This window comes from Azospirillum argentinense (assembly GCF_000632475.1).
GTDB classification, from domain to species: domain Bacteria; phylum Pseudomonadota; class Alphaproteobacteria; order Azospirillales; family Azospirillaceae; genus Azospirillum; species Azospirillum baldaniorum.
This window is the reverse complement of record NZ_CP007796.1, coordinates 252,547-268,735: the sequence shown is the minus strand read 5'-3', so window position 1 is coordinate 268,735 and position 16,189 is coordinate 252,547. Positions and strand designations below refer to the sequence as shown.

Sequence of the window (16,189 nt, the reverse complement as noted above, 5' to 3'; positions counted from 1 at the left end):
GCCAAACTCGTATCCAAGGCAACGGGTTTATGCAAGGATGGTGCGATGCTGCTTGGCTACGCGCGCGTGTCGAAAGCGGAAGGGCAGGACGCATCGGCCCAGGTGGACGCCCTGCGGGCGGCTGGCTGCATGCGTGTCTTCCAGGAGGCGGGATCGGGCGGCCGCTGGGACCGGCCCGAGTTGCATCGGCTGCTCGACCAGCTGCGTCCCGGTGACGTGGTTGTCGTCTGGAAGCTCGACCGGCTGTCCAGGTCGCTGAAGGACCTGCTGTTGATCCTGGAGCGGATCGAGCTGGCGCAAGCCGGATTCCGCTCGCTCACCGAGGCCGTCGACACCACCGGCCCGGCCGGCCGCATGATGATGCAGATGCTGGGCGCCTTCGCCGAATTCGAGCGCGCCATGATCCGCGAGCGCACCCGGGCGGGATTGGAAGCCGCCAAAAATCAGGGGCGGCGCGGCGGCCGACGCCCAAAGCTCACGACCGCGCAATGCCGTGAAATCATTGAGATGGTGACATCGGGGAGGAAGTCCGCCGCCGAGGTTTCCCGGCTCTTCGGCGTCCATCCCGCCACGGTCAGCCGCTTGCTCTCCCGGGCCCGCCGCTTAGCGTACGATTTTGAACAGATTCTGCGATGACCCCCAGCTGCGGCCTCAGCCGGCCCAGCAGCGCGTCCACCGTCTCAGCGGCCCCCCGCTCCCCCCAGGGCTTCAGCACGACGATCTGCAGGCCGACGTTGGAGGCCGCTCCGCTGAGGATGCTGTAGCCGGCGATGGAGATCACATGGGCCACACCCGGCGTCGCGCGCAGCCGCTCGGTGACGTCGGTCATCACCGCCTCCGTCCGGCTGAGCGACGCCGCACTCGGCAACTGCACGTTGACGAAGAAGTATCCCTGGTCCTCCGACGGCAGGAAGGCGGTGGGCAGGCTCCGCAGCAGCAGGAAGGCCCCGGCGGTCAGCAGGGCGAAGACGGCGATCCCGATCACCAGCTTGCGCGACAGCCAGCCGACGAGGCCGCCGTAGCGGTCGCGCACCCCGTCCAGCCCCCGGTTGAAGGCGGCCAGCGGGCGCCAGGGCCGGGTCGGCGGGCGCAGCAGCAGGCCGCACAGCGCCGGGGTCAGCGTCAGCGACACCATGCCGGAAATCAGGAAGGCGGTGGTGATGGTGACCGCGAACTGCCGGTAGAGCTGGCCGGTGATGCCGGGAAGGAAGGCCACCGGCACGAACACCGCGGCCAGCACCAGGGTGGAGGCGACGATGGCCCCGGTCACCTGCTCCATGGCGATGCGGCTGGCCGAGGGGGCGGGCTGGTCGGGATGCTCCTCCATGACGCGGCGGACATTCTCGACCACCACGATGGCGTCGTCGACGACCAGCCCGATCGCCAGCACCAGCGCGAACAGCGTGATGGTGTTGGCGCTGTAGCCCAGCACCAGCAGCACGGCGAAGACACCGATGATCGACACCGGGATCGCCAGGGTCGGGATCATCGTCGCCCGCCAGTCCTGCAGAAAGACGTAGATGACCACCACCACCAGCAGGAAGGTGATGCCCAGCGTCAGCACGATCTCCTCGATCGTCGCGCTGACGAAGCTGGTGGTGTCGAACACGACGGCGTAGTCCAGCCCCTCCGGGAAGCGGCCGGACAGCCGGTCCAGTTCCGCCCGCACCGCCGTGGCGACGTCCAGCGCGTTGGCGTCCGGCGACTGGTAGACGACCAGCGTCGCCGCCGGATCGCCGTCCAGCTTGGCGGTGGAGCCGTAGCTCTGCGCCCCCAGCTCCACCCGCCCGATGTCGCCCAGCCGCACCACGCCGCCGTTCGGGTTGGTGCGCACGATGATGCCGGCGAACTGCTTGGGGTCGTCCAGCCGGCCGCGGGCCAGGATGGTCAATTGCTGCTGCTGGCCGTCGGGGACGGGAGGGGCGCCGATCTGCCCCGCCGAGGCCTGGAGATTCTGGTTCTGGATCGCCGCGACCACGTCCGCCGCGGTGATGCCCAGCGCCGTCATACGGTTCGGGTCCATCCAGACGCGCATGGCGTAGGTCAGCGCGCCCATCACCTGCGCGTCGCCGACGCCGGGCACCCGCGCGATGGCGTCGCGCAGGTTGATGCTGGCGTAGTTGGAGATGAAGATCGGGTCGAACTGGCCGCCGGGGGAGAAGACGTTGACGGCCATCAGCATGTTGGACGACTGCTTGCGCACCGTGACGCCCTGGCGCGACACCTCCGTCGGCAGGGTCGGCGTGGCGAGCGACAGGCGGTTCTGCACGTTGATCTGGGCCAGATCCGGGTCGGTGCCCTGCGCGAAGGTGACCGACAGCGTGTAGGCGCCGGTGTCGGTGCTGGTCGAGGACATGTAGAGCATGCCCTCCACCCCGTTCACCTGAGCCTCGATCGGGGCGGCGACGCTGTCGGCGACGACCTGGGCGTTGGCGCCGGGATAGGTGGCGGAGACCTGCACCGAGGGCGGGGTGATCGGCGGGAACTGGGCCACCGGGATGGCCAGGATGGCCAGCGCGCCCGCGATGGTCACGACCAGCGCGATGACGATGGCGAGGTTCGGGCGCCGGATGAACAGGCCGGAGAACATGGGCGCCTATCCTCGCGGCTGTTCGGCGGTCTGGGGGGCCCGCTCGGGCTGCACGGCCATGCCGGGGCGGACCTTCTGGGCGCCGCCGACGATGACGGTCTCGCCGGCCTGGACGCCCTTGGGCACCGCGATCACCTGATCGAGCTGCGGTCCGGGCTCGATCGGACGGCGCTGCGCCCGGTTCTGCTGGTCGAGCACCAGGACGTAGCTGCCCTGCTGGTCCTGCTGGATGGCCGACACCGGCACCACCGGCTGCCGCTCGGTCTGCGCCGGGCGGATCAGGACGGTCACATACTGGCCGGGCAGCAGAAACCCCTTGGGGTTCGCGAAGTCGGCGTAGACGGGGATGGTCCCGGTCTGCGGGTCGATGCGGTTGCTGGCGAAGGAGACCTTGCCCTTCTGCTCGTACTCGGAACCGTCGGCCAGCCGCAGGGCCGGCACGAAGCGGTTCACCGCGTCGGCCGAGGCGAGATCGGGGGCGGCGCGCTGGACCTCCAGGATGTCGCGGTCGCTGACCGAGAAGACGACGCGGATGGGGTCGAGCTGGACGACGGTGGCGAGCGGGCCGCTGGACGGGTTGACGAGGTCCCCCACCGTCATCGCGGTGGCGCCGATGCGCCCGTCGATGGGCGAAGAAATGCGCGTGTAGCCGAGGTTCAGTTCCGCCTGCCGCAGCTTGGCCTGCGTCTGCATGATGTCGGCGTCCGCCGTCTCCTGCGCCGCCTGGGCCTGATCGAGGTCGGCCTGGGAGATGTTGCCGCGGGTCCGCAGCTCCTGAGCGCGCTGGAAGGCGCGCTGGGCCTCGCGCAGGGTCGCCTGGGCGCGGGCGAGGTCGGCCTTGGCGCTGTCCACGGCGGCCTGGTAGGGGGCCTGCTCGATGACGTAGAGCAGGGTGTCCTTGGTGACGTTCTGGCCTTCCTGGAAGGCCACTTGCTCGACGAAGCCCTCGACGCGGGCGCGGGCCTCGAAGTCCTGGATCGCCTGGACGCGACCGATGAACGCGCTGGTCGGGGTGACGTCCCGTTCACGCACCACCTCGGTCATGACCGTGGGGGGCGGAGCGTTCGCAGGCTGCTGGGCCAGGACCGCGCCCAAAGGGAGCAGGACGAGCAGGCACGAGACGGCGAGGCCGTGGCGAAGGCGCAGCATCGAGAGTGCTCCCGTTCAACCGTGCCTTCTAAACAGGGCCGCGGCGATTGGGTTCAGCGATGCCGATGAAAAGTGGGTGCGAGGAAGGCGACCGGGCGCTGAAAACGCAAGGGGACCGCCCCACGGAGGGCGGTCCCCTTGCTATCAAACATTCCGGCAGGTCAGTGGCCGGTCAACGCGGAGCGATGACCATGACCATCATGCGCCCTTCCATCCGGGGCATCTGCTCGACCTTGGCGATGTCCTCGAACTGATCGCGCACACGGATCAACACGTTCATGCCCAGATCCTGGTGCGCCATCTCGCGCCCGCGGAACCGCATGGTCATCTTGACCTTGTCGCCCTCTTCGAGGAAGCGCCGCGCCGCCCGCATCTTCACGTCGTAGTCGTGGTCATCGATGTTCGGCCGGAGCTTGAGCTCCTTGATCTCGATGATCTTCTGCTTCTTGCGGGCCTCGTTGGCCTTTTTCTGCTCCTCGAACCGGAACCGGCCGTAGTCGAGGATCTTGCAGACCGGCGGCTCCGCCTGGGGGGCCACCTCGACGAGGTCGAGTTCGGCCTCGACCGCAGCGTCGAAGGCATCGCGCAGCGAGACCACGCCGATCATCTCACCGTTGGCACCAACGAGGCGCACCGTGCGTGCCGTGATTTCCCGATTGATGCGCGGGCCTTCGCGGACCGGGTCCGCATCGTAGAGTTTAGCTATGTCCTGTCTCCAACGGTCTGTCCGGCGAGGAACCGGAATGGATGCTGACGGCCCTGACGCCGTCCCTCAAATTAAGGCATCGGTGGCCACGGTCAATAGCCCTCGCGCTGCAAACGCTTGCGCAGCAGCTTTCGCCGCCGCCGGACCGATTCCGCCGCCTGCCGTGCCCGGCGCTCCGAGGGCTTTTCGTAACGCCGGTGCAGCTTCATCTCACGAAAAAGCCCTTCGCGCTGCATTTTTCTTTTCAGGACGCGCAGAGCGCCCCCCACATCGTTGTCGCGGACCTGAACGAGCATAAGGCGATCATCCTCCCAATTGCTTGTATGGAAAGGGTTTTTCGTCGAAAAGGCCGCTCAGCCCAAGGTGTCGAGAACGATCTGGCGGATCTCGCGCGGGGTGAGGCGGGGCCACCCCGGCGCCCACGCCGGCTCCACCGCGGGAACGGGGCGCTGATGCTGGGGTTGGGCGGCCTGGGCCGCCCCGGTCGTCGGAAGCTTGATGGTCATGAGAATCCCCTTGCCGATATGGGCGAAGCCCGTCGGCCGTTGTTGTTATGTGTTGAAATCCGGGGTATGCGGCGCTCAAAGCGCCCGCAGGTCCCCGATCGACACCCTGTCCTGCCCGTCATCGGGAAGGCATCAAATGCACTTTGGGAGAAAGAGACCCAGAGCGGATGGCCGGAGCGGCAGACAACAGGCCCCGGAGCAATCTTGATCTGTCCCAGATGGGAGGGTCCGCCGGCTTTTACAAGCGAAGACTGAGCGGTAACGGCCGGATTTCCAGAAATGATTTGGGCACACACCCGATGCCGGGATCACATCAGGCGTGAACGGCGACGGGACGGTTCGCGTCGGCGGTGAACGGAACGCTGACCGTGGCGGTGCAGCCCGGCCGCGCGTCGAAGGTGATGGTGCCGCCGACCTGCCGGACCAGCGCATCGACCAGCGTCGTGCCGATTCCCCCCTTGGGCGGCATGTCCGGGCAGCCGATGCCGTCGTCGGCCACCGTCATCGTCAGACGGTCGCCCGCTTGCCGCAGCCGGACCGTCACCGTCCCGCCTCTCCCCTCCGGAAAGGCGTGCTTCAGCGCGTTGACGACCAGTTCGTTGGCGATCAGGCCGAGCGGTGTGGCGAGTTCGATGGAGCAGGACACGTCGTCCGTGTCGGGGTGGATGGTGATCGCCTCGTTCGGGAGAAGCTCCTGAAGCGCGTCGCAGAGCTGGCGCAGGTGCGTTCCGAAATCGACGTTCATCAGGTCGCCGGAGGTGTAGAGCTGCTCGTGCAGGCGCCCCATCGAGGTGACGCGCCCGGCCAGCGCCTCGATGCGGCCCCGCGACAGGTCCCCCTTGGGCAGGCGGCGCATCTCCACCATCATCAAGCCGTAGATCACCTGCAGGTTGTTCTTCACGCGGTGGTGGACCTCGCGAAGCAGCACCGTCTTCTCGGCGACCGTGCCGCGGAGCCGCCGGTCCGCCTCCTGCAGGTCGCTGACGTAGGTGTGCAGCGCCCCGGACAGCGTCGCCGCCTCCGTGTAGCGGCCGGTCAGCGGCAGGACGGGCATCGCGCCGTCCGGCCCCGCGGCTTCGACGGCCCTGGACATGGCGCGCAGGGGCGCCGACAGCCACGTCGCCAGGACATGGCCGACGAGGACCGCCAGCAGGCTGGCGGCGATTCCCCAGGCGATCACCCGGTTCCGCAGCTCGGCGACCGGCGCCATCGCCTGATCGACCGGCTGGCGGAGCACGACGCTCCACCCCAGCCCGGGATAATCCCGGTAGCCCTTCGTCCGCGCCACGCTCGTCAGGAAGCGGCGCCCGTCCGGCCAGGATTCGACCCACGCGCGCCGCCCTGGCGCCGACGCGAAGGCCAGCGGCTTGCCCACCAGGGGTTTGGGCCCCAGAATCACCGTGCCGTCGGCGGAGAGGATCATCGCCTCGACCTCGGCGTCCTCGGAAATCTGGCCGAGCACGGAGCGTTCGACCTCCGACGCCCAGTCCCAGCTCAGATGGGCGGCGACGACACCGGTCAGCGTCCCCTGCTCGTCGCGCACCGGCGCCGCCAGATCGACGAAACGCGGAACCTCCATCCGGTTGGCGTACAGAATCTTGGCCAGAACCACCGCGTCGTGCACGTCGCCGACATAGGGCCGGTCGAACCCCTGCTTCCACCATCCGCGCGCGCTCACGTCCATGCCTTCATAGACACGGCCCGTCGCCGCCTCCAGAAGGCCGGTCGGCCGGATGAAGCCGATCCAGGCATAGTCCGGATAGCTGTCCTGAAGCTTCTGGAGGACGGCGCGGCGCGAATCGCGGGAAGCGTCGGTCGCACGGATGGTTTCGAGGCTCGTCACGACGAGAAGATCGCGGTAGCGCTCGAACATGCCCCGGTCGAGCTTGTCGGCGACCTGCCCGGCGTAGAGGTGCAGCTGCCCGCCGATCACGCGCTGGAGCCGTTCCCCGGCTTCGACCTGCAGAATCGCGGCGGTGCCGGCCGTGAAAGCCAGCCCGACACCTCCCAGGCACGCGATCAGCATCGTCCTCAGGCCGATTTTCAAGGTCGCGGGTCTTCCTTTGGTGAAGGCTTCGCCCGGCGCCGCCGTGCCGGTTCCCAGCAGGAAGAATGCACACATCCCCGCGGAGCGAACAAGGGCTAGAAGCCCCCCGAAATGGCCGGGGAAACAACCATAGCCCGTTCAGCTTTGTTTTTCATCGCGTCGCCGGTTACAATCGTACCTGGAGCTGGAGCACATCGTCCCGCACCCAGGACTGTGTTTTCTCTGTACGGTGAGCCGCCATGACCGAACCCCGCCACATCCTGCTGGTCGACGATGAAGCCATCGCGATCATGGCGCTGGAGCATGGCCTGATGGACGAAGGGTTCCGGGTCACCACGGCCTTCAATGGCCAGGAAGCCCTGAAGCTCTGGCAGGACGAGTCCTTCGACGCCCTGGTCACCGACCTCAGGATGCCGGTGATGGCCGGCGACGAGCTGATCCGCAACCTGCGGAGCGAAGAGCCCGGCCTGCCCGTGGTGGTGGTCAGCGGCTACGCCACCGGTGAGATTTCCGAAAAGCTGAAGGTGAGCTTTTCGGACCCCATCGCGATCATGCCCAAGCCGGTGCGCGTCGAGGAGATTTCGGACGCGCTGAAGCGGATGCTGGCGATCGCCCCCGGCGCCTGACCCCGGCGCGTCACGGCACCACCGAGGACCATGGACACCGTCACCCAAATGCTTCTCGGGGCCACGGTCGCGCAGGCCGGCTTCCGCCGCCGGCTGGGCCGCCGCGCGCTGGCCGTCGGCGCGGGCATCGCGCTGATCCCCGACCTGGACGTCGCCGCCGGCTGGATCGGCGGCCCCTTCGCCAACTGGGTCCATCACCGCGGCCTGACCCATTCGATCCTGTTCGGCCCGGTCGCCGGCCTGCTGCTCGGCTGGCTGGTCTGGCGCTGGCAGCGCCGGCGCCATGGTCCGGACAGCCCGTCGGGCGACGGCGAGGCGAGGCGCGCCTGGATCTGGCTGGCCATCCTGGCGCTGATGACCCACCCGGTGATCGACGTCTTCACGTCCTACGGCACGCAGTGGCTCTATCCGCTCACCACCACGCGCTTCGCGATCAACGCGATGCCGATCATCGACCCGATCTACAGCCTGATCCTGGTGGTCTCGCTGGTGGCCGGCATCGCGCTCCGCAAGCGGGCGGCCCTGGCGCAGGACATCGCGGGCGTGGCGCTGATCCTCGTGACGGCCTACACGCTCGGCGGCTGGGCCATCAACGACCGCGTCGAGGCGCTTGCTCGGGCGCAGGCCGGCGGCACCGCCCAGGTGACGGCCTACCCGACCCTGTTCCAGCCGCTGCTGCGCCGGGTGGTGGCCGAAACCCCGGACGCGGTGCTGGTCGGTTTCCACTCCGTGCTGAGCGACGGGGAGATCCAGTGGGAGCGGTTCGAACGGCACCGCTCGCCGGCCATCGCGGCGGTCGCGGCGACCCCGGAGGCCGAGGTCTTCCGCTGGTTCTCGATGGACAACCTCATCTGGCGCGAACAGCCGCTGGAGTCCGGCCGCACGCTGGTCCAGGCGCTCGACCATCGCTACGGCATGCCCGGCGTCTCGTCGCTCGGCTTCTGGGGCATCCGGGCGGTCGTCGATCCGGCGGGGAGGCTGGTCGGTCCGGTGGAGACCTTCCAGACCCCCCGGGACGCGTCGCGGGCGGCGTGGCAGGACCTGTGGGTCCGCATCGTCGGTACGGGTCCGGCGGACCGGACGGTCCGCGCAAACTAATGCCACCCCAACTGACGCCGTAGACCCTCACACCGCAAGCGCGACGCCGAGGTGCCGCTCCATGAGGGCGTGGTCGTCCCGCAGATCGGCGGCCGCCCCCTCATGCACCACCTGCCCGCGTTCGAGGATCACCGCGCTCTGCGCGAAGTCCAGGGCGCGGTCCACCTGCTGCTCAACCAGGATCAGGGTGACGGTCAGCTGCGCCAGCGCCTGCATCAGCTGGTCGCAGATCACCGGAGCCAGGCCCTCCAGCGGCTCATCCAGCAGCAGCACCGTCGGCCGGCCGAGCAGCGCGCGGGCGACCGACAGCATCTGCTGCTCGCCGCCGGAGAGCGCGCCCCCGCCGTTGCCCCGCCGCTCCTTCAGGCGGGGAAACAGCGCGTAGGCCTCCTCCAGGGCGGAGCGCGGCCGGCCCTTCAGCCCGGTGACCAGATTCTCCTCCACCGTCAGCGAGCGGAAGATGTCGCGCGTCTGCGGCACATAGCCCAGCCCGGCCGCCGCCCGTGCGGAGGAGTTGAGGCCGCTCAGCTCGACGCCGTCCAGCCGGATGCTGCCGGCGTGCCGCGTCGTCTGCCCGACCAGGGTGGCCAGCGTCGTCGTCTTGCCCATGCCGTTGCGCCCCAGCAGGGCCATCCGCCCGCCGGCCGGCACGGTGAAGGACAGCCCTTCGACGATGCGGGTCTCGCCATAGCCGGCGGTCAGGCCGGTGATCTCCAGCGTCCCTTCAGTGCGGCGCATTGGCCCGGCTCCCCAGATAGACCTCGCGGACGCGCGGATCGGTGGTGATCTCCTGCGCCGTGCCGCTGCACAGCAGGCGTCCCTGCGCCAGAACGACGATGCGCTTGGCGAAGCGGAACACCAGATCCATGTCGTGCTCGATCATCAGCACGGCCAGATCGGGCGGGAGACGGTCCAGCGCGTCGAGGATGCGGTGGCTTTCCGAATGCGGCACGCCGGCCGCCGGCTCGTCGAGGATCAGGAGCTTGGGCTTCAGGGCGAGCGCCAGCGCGATCTCCAGAAGACGCTGCTGCCCGTAGGCCAGCGCCCCGACGGCGGTGTCCGCCACCGGGACCAGCCCCATGCCGTCGAGCAGGCCGGCCACCTCGTCGGCCAGACCCGGCGTGCGCCGGACCGAGGCGAAGAGGCGGAAGGTCTTCCGCTCGCGCTCCAGAACGGCCAGCTCCAGATGCTCGCGCACCGTCATCGACCGGAACAGCCGGGCCACCTGGAAGGAGCGGATCAGGCCGAGGCGCACCCGCGCCTGGGCCGACAGGCGGGTGACGTCCTGCCCGGCCAGCCGGATGGTGCCGGCGCTGGGCGCCAGCACGCCGGTCACCAGATTGACGAAGGTCGTCTTGCCCGCCCCGTTCGGCCCGATCAGCGCGCAGCGCTCGCCGGGATGGAGCGCCAGCGTGATGTCGGCCGACACCTGCAGCCCGTCGAAATTCTTGCTCAGCCCCTGGACGTCGAGAAGCGCGGTCATGCCCGGTTCCCCTTGATGAAACGGTCGGCGAGCGAGGCGATGCCCCCCGGCAGGAACAGCACGGTGCCCATCAGGAACAGGCCGATGAACAGCATCCAGTGGAAGGGGTCGATCGCGGCCATCACGTGATGGATGGTCATGAAGGCCACCGTGCCGATGATGGCGCCGACGAGCCGCCCGGCGCCGCCGAGCACCAGCATGACCAGCGCCTCCGCCGACCAGGAGAAGCTGACGCTGTCCAGCCCGACAATGCCGCTGGTCACCGCGGTCAGCGCCCCGGCCACACCGGCGAACACCCCGGCGACGGCGTAGAGCGTGACCAGATAGCGGCGCGGCGAACCGCCCAGGGCGGCGACGCGCAGCGGGTCCTCCTTCACCCCCCGGCAGGCCAGCCCGAAGGGCGAGCGGACGATGCGCCGCGCCACCAGGAAGCCGACCAGAAGCACCGCCAGCGCGAACAGGTAGGAGGTGCGCCCGAACATGTCGAAGCGGAACAGGCCGAACAGCGGGCTGGGCTCGATGCCCGACAGGCCGTCGCTGCCGCCGGTGAGGTCGCGCGCCTTGTTGACCACCTCCTGGACGATCTGCACCACGGCGATGGTCAGCATCAGCAGCGTCAGGCCGCGCGCGTGCAGGATCAGCGCGCCGGTGACCAGGGCGACCAGACCGCCGGCCAGACCGCCGACGGCGAGCAGGACGAGCGGGTCGCTCACCAGATGCACGGCGGCGATGCCGGCGGCGTAGGCCCCGGTGCCGAACATCGCCGCGTGCCCCAGCGTGGCGATGCCGCCGAAGCCGAGCGCGAGGTCGAGCGACAGGACGTAGAGCGCCGTCGCGGCGATGCGCGTCATCAGGCCGAGATCGTTGGGAAACAGCCAGAAGGCGGCCAGCCCGGCGGCGGCGAGCAGCGGAAACGCGGCCCCACCGAGCGCCCGGCGGAACCAGGGCTCGCGCGCGGAGGCCTGCGGAGACGGATCGATGGCCACCGCGCCCGTGTGACGTCCGCTCATCAGGCCGCCCTCCCCTGGAAGAAGCCGTGCGGCCAGCGGAACAGGATCAGGATCAGCGCGGCGTAGAAGAAGAACTCGCCGAAGCTAGGGATCAGGTACTTGCCCGCCGTGTCGACGATGCCGAGCGCCAGGGCGGCGGCGGCCGAGCCGAGGATGTTGCCCGCCCCGCCGACGGCGACCACCGCCAGGAACAGGACGATGTAGCGGATGGCGTAATAGGGCTCCAGCGGCAGCAGCTCCGCCCCCAGCACCCCGCCCAGCGCCGCCAGCCCGGTGCCCAGGGCGAAGGTCGCGGTGTAGAGGCGCTCCGTCCGGATGCCCAGCGCCGCGGCCATGTTCGGGTCGTCCACGGCGGCGCGCAGCTTGATGCCGAAATCGGTGCGCTCCAGCAGCCACCACAGGCCCAGCACGGTCGCCGCCCCCATGGCGATTACGAAGGCGCGGTGCACCGGGATCGACTTCGGCCCGATCGCCACGGTGCCGAGCAGCGCGTCCGGCAGCGGGATGCGCTTCAGCGTGGGGCCGAACAGGTAGTTGATCCCGGCGACGATGACGAAGGTCAGGCCGATGGTCAGCAGCACCTGGGCGAGCTCGTTGGCGGAGCCGTAGATGCGCCGGTACAGCAGCTTCTCCAGCGGCAGCGTGGCGAGCACGGTGAACAGGATTGCCGCCACCAGCCCCACGGCGTAGGGCAGGCCCAGCCCCTGCGCGGCGTAGGAGGCGACATAGCCGGCGACCATGGCGAAGGCGCCGTGCGCGAGGTTGACCACGCGCATCAGGCCGAGCGTGACCGACAGGCCGACCGAGATGATGAACAGGATCATCCCGTAGGCGACCCCATCCACCACGATGCCGAAAAGCGTTTCCATCAGGAACTCCAGCACGGACAGGCCCCTTCCCTTGGAGGAAGGGACCGTCGATGGTCCTACTTGCCGGCCTTGAAGCCGTAATCGGGCTGGTCGGGGAACCCGGCGACCTCGGTGTTCTGCAGCCGGCCGTCCTTGCGCTCGGTCACGCGCAGGTAGATGGTTTGGGTGATGTGGCGGGACTCGGGATCGATCCGCACCGGCCCGCGCGGGCTTTCCCAGGCCATGCCCTTGACCGCCGCCACCGCCTTCGCCCCGTCGCTCTTGCCGCCCGTCGCCTCGACCATGCGGTAGATGACGTGCGCGCCGTCGTAGGCGCCGACCGAGGTGAAGGTGACGATGTCGGACGAGCCGAACAGCTCCTTGTGCTTGGCGAGGAATTGGCGGTTCAGGTCGGACTCGTGGGCTTGGCTGTAGTTGAAGGTCGTGGTGATGCCGACCGCCGCGTCGCCGAGCACCGGCAGGTCCGGTTCCTGCGTGATGTCGCCGGGGCCGAAGAACTTGATTCCCGCGGCCTTCAGGCCGGTATCGCTGAACGCCCGGGCGAAGCCCAGCGTCGTCGGGCCGGCGGGCAGGAAGGCGTAGATCGCCTCCGCCCCGGAATCCTTGATGCGCTGCATGAAGGGGGCGAAGTCGGTGGACTTCAGCGGCATGCGGATGCTGTCGACCACCTTGCCGCCGGACTTCTCGAAGGTCTGCTTGAAGGCGGTCTCGCCGTCGATGCCAGGGCCGTAGTCGCTGACCGCGGTGGCCACCTTGCGGATGCCCTGCTTGGCGACATGCTCGGCCAGCGGCACGGTGTTCTGCCACAGGGTGAAGGAGGTGCGGACGTAGCGCGGCGACTTCTCGGTGATGGCCGAGGTCGCGGCGTTGAAGATCACGCAGGGGATGTTCGCCTCGTCGATCAGCGGGGCGACCGCCAGCGCGTCCGGCGTGAAGAAGAAGCCGGCGAGGTAGCCGACCTTCTCCTTGACCACCAGTTCCTGGGCCAGGGCCTTGCTCTGCGCCGGGTTGGCCTGGTCGAGGTCCTTGTAGACGAACTCCACCGTGTTGCCGGCGACCGTCTTGCCATGCTGGGCCTGATAGACCTCGATGGCCTGCTTGAAGGTCTGGCCGACCGTGGCGAAGGGGCCGGAGAACGGCGCGATCACCCCGACCTTGATCGTGTCGGCCCAAGCCGAACTGGTGCCGAAGGCGCACAGGAAAGCCGTGCCCAGCAGGGCCTTGCGAAATGTTCCGGACATGTTTCCTCCTCGTTTTGAAAGCCCCCGTGCTTTTTCGTCGTTGATTGGGGGGCGTTGCTCTGGGGCGTCTTGGCGTTCGCCGGGGCCGGACGCGCAGGCCGCCGATACCGTCACCACAGCAGGGATATCAGTGATCGCAGCGCTGCGCTCATTCGTTGGACGAAGGCCCCATTCGTTTTTTGAATAACGTCCGGGGCGCCATTGCAATGCAGCATGGGCATCTGCACCGATGACCGACGGTGCCAAGCCGCAAAGCCTAGGGATTGTCTATAGTAAAACTCAATGCCCCAGGGCTTCGACGGTCCGGCCCGTGCCGCTCGACCGGTCCTCGGGATGGACGAACTGCTTGACCAGCAGGGCCAGGGCGGCGACCAGACCCGGAACGGCGACGATGGCGAAGATGCTGGTGAAGTCGAGCTCCCGGCGGGCCAGCTCGGCCACCAGGAACGAGCCGCCGATCCCGCCGAAGCGGCCCAGCCCAAGCATCCACGCCACGCCGGTGGCCCGCCCGTGGGTCGGGTAGAAGCTGGCGGCCAGTGACGGCAGCGAGGTCTGGGCGGTGTTCATGATGGTGCCCGCCGCGAAGACCGTGACCACCAGAAGCCCGACGTTCCCGGCGACCTGTCCGATGGCGTAGACGGCGCCGTAGGTCAGCACGAAGCCGAAGGCGATGATCCGGTTGGCGTTGAAGCGGTCCATCAGCCAGCCCGACAGCACGGCCCCGACACCGCCCAGCGGGAACAGCGCGGCGATCAGCGCGGCGTCGCGCGGCGCCAGCCCGGCGTCCTTGAACAGGATCGGCATCCAGTTGATCAGCGCGTAGAAGATCACCAGCCCCATGAAATAGGCGACCCACAGCATCACCGAGCCAACCAGATAGCCGCGGGACAGCACGACCGCGATGCCGTTCCGCGCCTTGGTCGCCGGGGCCTTCTCGGTCATCACGAAGCTGGCCGCCCCGGCCGCCGTCTCGGAGATGCGGCGCAGCACGGCGCGGATGCGCTCCACCGGGTGATTGTGGGCGACCATGTAGCGGACCGATTCCGGCAGCAGGACCAGCAGCACCGCCGCCAGGACCAGCGGCGCGATCCCGCCCAGCACCAGCACGCTGCGCCAGCCCCACAGCGGGATCATCCAGGCGGCGAGGAAGCCGCCGAAGGCCGCGCCGAGCGGAAAGCCGCAGAACATGGCGTTGGTGACCATGGCCCGCCGCCCCTCGGGGCAATACTCGCTCATCAGCGTGACGGCGTTGGGCATCGCCGCCCCCAGCCCGAGGCCGGTGACGAAGCGCAGCATGACGAGCTGGTCCAGGTTGCCCGAGAAGGCGGAGGCCAGACAGGCGGTGCCGATGACCAGGACCGAGCCGATCAGGATCGCCTTGCGGCCGAAGCGGTCGGCCAGAGGCCCGGCGGACAGGGCGCCGAAGGCCAGCCCGAACAGCGCCGCGCTCAGCACCGGCGCCAGCGCCGGCCGCGCGATTCCCCATTCCGTCGTCAGCGACGGGGCGATGTAGCCGATGGCCGCCGTGTCGAAGCCGTCCAGAAGGACGATGAAGAAGCACAGCGCGAACACCAGCCACTGGTATCGCGAGAAAGGATGCTCGTTGAGAAAGGCTTGGACGTCGACGCTGCGCGCGGTTGGCATGGGTTTCCTCCTCGGGGGGACTCGTCACGGGGCGTTTTTTGTTTTGCGTCCCGTCTTTTGTTTTTTGGGAATTGCGGCCCCAAGCAACCATAAGTGCTGGGGCCGTGGGGCTGGCGACGCGTTCCCCGGTCAGGCGTTCAGCGACTTCTCCAGGCGGTCGAGCGTCCGCATGGCCGGCAGGCACTGGGCCGCGCTGGCGTTGGGCTCGCGCCCGTCGCGGATGGCGGCGAAGAACTCGCGGTCGATCAGCTCGATGCCGTTGGTGGACACGGTGAGGCCGCTGAGGTCGATCTTGTTGTCCTTGCCGTCGTACAGATCGTCGTAGCGGGCGATGTAGGTGCCGTTGTCGCAGATGTAGCGGAAGAAGGTGCCCAGCGGCCCGTCGTTGTTGAAGGACAGCGACAGGGTGCAGATCGCCCCGGACGGCACCTTCATGCCGATGCTCATGTCCATGGCGATGCCGAGCTGCGGGTGAGTCGGCCCCTGCAGGGCGTGCACCTGGCTGGCGACCTCGCCGGTCTGGTACTGGAACAGGTCCACCGTGTGGCAGGCGTGGTGCCACAGCAGATGGTCGGTCCAGGTCCGCGGCTTGCCCAGCGCGTTCATGTTGGAGCGGCGGAAGAAGTAGGTCTGCACGTCCATCTGCTGGATCGTCAGCTCCCCCGCCTGGACCCGGTTGCGGATCCACTGGTGGCTGGGGTTGAAGCGCCGCGTGTGCCCGGCCATGGCGACCAGCCCGCTGGCCCGCTGCGCCGCGACCAGCCGCTCCGCGTCGGCCAGACTGTCGGCCATGGGGATTTCCACCAGCACATGCTTGCCGGCCTCCAGGCACTGGATCGCCTGCGCGGCGTGCACCGGCGTCGGGGTGGCGAGGATCACCGCCTCCACGTCGGTCCGCTCCAGACTTTCGGCCAGATCCTTGGTCCAATGCGGAATGCCACGCGCCTTGGCGAAGCCCTCGATGTCGTCCGGCTCGCCGCCGACCACCGACACCACCTCGATGCCGTCGATGGCGGCGACCGCCTCCAGATGCTTCACGCCGAAGGCGCCCGCGGCCCCCGCCACACAAATCCTCATCGCGTCCTCTCCCGAAATCCTTTGTCCGGGCCGGGGAGCGTCCCGCAACGGCAGGTCCGGCTCCTCACCCCTTAATCCCTCATGATCGAATGGGTATCATCCCGCCTGCCGCCGAGGAAATTCGTTCGTCGAAGAGCCCATTT

The 16,189-nt window shown here is 68.7% G+C and carries 16 protein-coding genes; 3 read left to right on the top strand and 13 right to left on the bottom strand.

Annotated elements, in window-relative coordinates; all coding sequences use genetic code 11:
* Window positions 1-45 precede the first annotated feature (45 nt).
* A complete protein-coding gene (locus ABAZ39_RS27465) occupies window positions 46-636 on the top strand; it encodes a recombinase family protein (RefSeq protein ID WP_040137482.1) in 591 nt (196 codons plus the stop codon).
* On the opposite strand, the gene ABAZ39_RS27460 is transcribed toward ABAZ39_RS27465, so the two are convergent.
* The 6 genes from ABAZ39_RS27460 to ABAZ39_RS27440 all read right to left on the bottom strand — a co-directional run bounded on the left by ABAZ39_RS27460 (window position 575) and on the right by ABAZ39_RS27440 (window position 6,998).
* Window positions 575-2,590, bottom strand: coding sequence for an efflux RND transporter permease subunit (locus tag ABAZ39_RS27460; RefSeq protein ID WP_081863380.1), 2,016 nt, complete (start codon window positions 2,588-2,590; stop codon window positions 575-577). The genes ABAZ39_RS27465 and ABAZ39_RS27460 overlap by 62 nt on opposite strands.
* Before the next feature lie 6 nt (window positions 2,591-2,596).
* Entirely contained in the window at window positions 2,597-3,739 is a 1,143-nt protein-coding gene (locus tag ABAZ39_RS27455; protein WP_040137481.1) for an efflux RND transporter periplasmic adaptor subunit, read from the bottom strand.
* Window positions 3,740-3,911: 172 nt separating this feature from the next.
* Window positions 3,912-4,445: a translation initiation factor IF-3 gene (infC, locus tag ABAZ39_RS27450; RefSeq protein WP_035673684.1), complete on the bottom strand. Its 534-nt coding sequence runs from the start codon at window positions 4,443-4,445 to the stop codon at window positions 3,912-3,914.
* A gap of 92 nt (window positions 4,446-4,537) precedes the next feature.
* Window positions 4,538-4,741 (bottom strand): 30S ribosomal protein S21, encoded by a 204-nt coding sequence (gene rpsU / locus ABAZ39_RS27445; RefSeq protein ID WP_014198985.1) that lies wholly within the window; start codon window positions 4,739-4,741, stop codon window positions 4,538-4,540.
* Window positions 4,742-4,798: 57 nt separating this feature from the next.
* On the bottom strand, window positions 4,799-4,951 hold the full coding sequence (locus tag ABAZ39_RS36315; RefSeq protein ID WP_158310442.1) for a hypothetical protein: 153 nt from the start codon (window positions 4,949-4,951) through the stop codon (window positions 4,799-4,801).
* Window positions 4,952-5,264: 313 nt separating this feature from the next.
* Window positions 5,265-6,998, bottom strand: coding sequence for a sensor histidine kinase (locus ABAZ39_RS27440; RefSeq protein WP_247874674.1), 1,734 nt, complete (start codon window positions 6,996-6,998; stop codon window positions 5,265-5,267).
* Window positions 6,999-7,237: 239 nt separating this feature from the next.
* On the opposite strand from ABAZ39_RS27440, the gene ABAZ39_RS27435 reads away from it, so the two are divergent.
* On the top strand, window positions 7,238-7,624 hold the full coding sequence (locus ABAZ39_RS27435) for a response regulator (RefSeq protein ID WP_040137479.1): 387 nt from the start codon (window positions 7,238-7,240) through the stop codon (window positions 7,622-7,624).
* A gap of 30 nt (window positions 7,625-7,654) precedes the next feature.
* Entirely contained in the window at window positions 7,655-8,722 is a 1,068-nt protein-coding gene (locus ABAZ39_RS27430) for a metal-dependent hydrolase (RefSeq protein ID WP_040137478.1), read from the top strand.
* Window positions 8,723-8,749: 27 nt separating this feature from the next.
* Here the strand turns inward: ABAZ39_RS27430 and ABAZ39_RS27425 are convergent, their stop codons facing one another.
* The 7 genes from ABAZ39_RS27425 to ABAZ39_RS27395 form a co-directional block, all read right to left on the bottom strand.
* Window positions 8,750-9,460, bottom strand: a complete 711-nt coding sequence (locus ABAZ39_RS27425) for an ABC transporter ATP-binding protein (protein ID WP_040137477.1) — start codon at window positions 9,458-9,460, stop codon at window positions 8,750-8,752.
* Window positions 9,447-10,205 carry an ABC transporter ATP-binding protein gene (locus ABAZ39_RS27420; protein WP_040137476.1) on the bottom strand — a complete coding sequence of 253 codons (759 nt, stop codon included), beginning with the start codon at window positions 10,203-10,205 and terminating at the stop codon, window positions 9,447-9,449. The genes ABAZ39_RS27425 and ABAZ39_RS27420 overlap by 14 nt, the downstream gene beginning before the upstream one ends.
* Window positions 10,202-11,215 (bottom strand): branched-chain amino acid ABC transporter permease, encoded by a 1,014-nt coding sequence (locus ABAZ39_RS27415; RefSeq protein ID WP_040137475.1) that lies wholly within the window; start codon window positions 11,213-11,215, stop codon window positions 10,202-10,204. Before ABAZ39_RS27415 ends, ABAZ39_RS27420 begins: the two co-directional genes overlap by 4 nt.
* Window positions 11,215-12,084: a branched-chain amino acid ABC transporter permease gene (locus tag ABAZ39_RS27410; protein WP_014198978.1), complete on the bottom strand. Its 870-nt coding sequence runs from the start codon at window positions 12,082-12,084 to the stop codon at window positions 11,215-11,217. Before ABAZ39_RS27410 ends, ABAZ39_RS27415 begins: the two co-directional genes overlap by 1 nt.
* Window positions 12,085-12,140: 56 nt before the next feature.
* Window positions 12,141-13,325 (bottom strand): ABC transporter substrate-binding protein, encoded by a 1,185-nt coding sequence (locus ABAZ39_RS27405; RefSeq protein WP_051658628.1) that lies wholly within the window; start codon window positions 13,323-13,325, stop codon window positions 12,141-12,143.
* Between the two features lie 279 nt (window positions 13,326-13,604).
* Window positions 13,605-14,969, bottom strand: a complete 1,365-nt coding sequence (locus ABAZ39_RS27400; protein ID WP_040137474.1) for an MFS transporter — start codon at window positions 14,967-14,969, stop codon at window positions 13,605-13,607.
* A gap of 129 nt (window positions 14,970-15,098) precedes the next feature.
* Window positions 15,099-16,046 (bottom strand): Gfo/Idh/MocA family oxidoreductase, encoded by a 948-nt coding sequence (locus ABAZ39_RS27395; protein ID WP_040137473.1) that lies wholly within the window; start codon window positions 16,044-16,046, stop codon window positions 15,099-15,101.
* Window positions 16,047-16,189 lie beyond the last annotated feature (143 nt).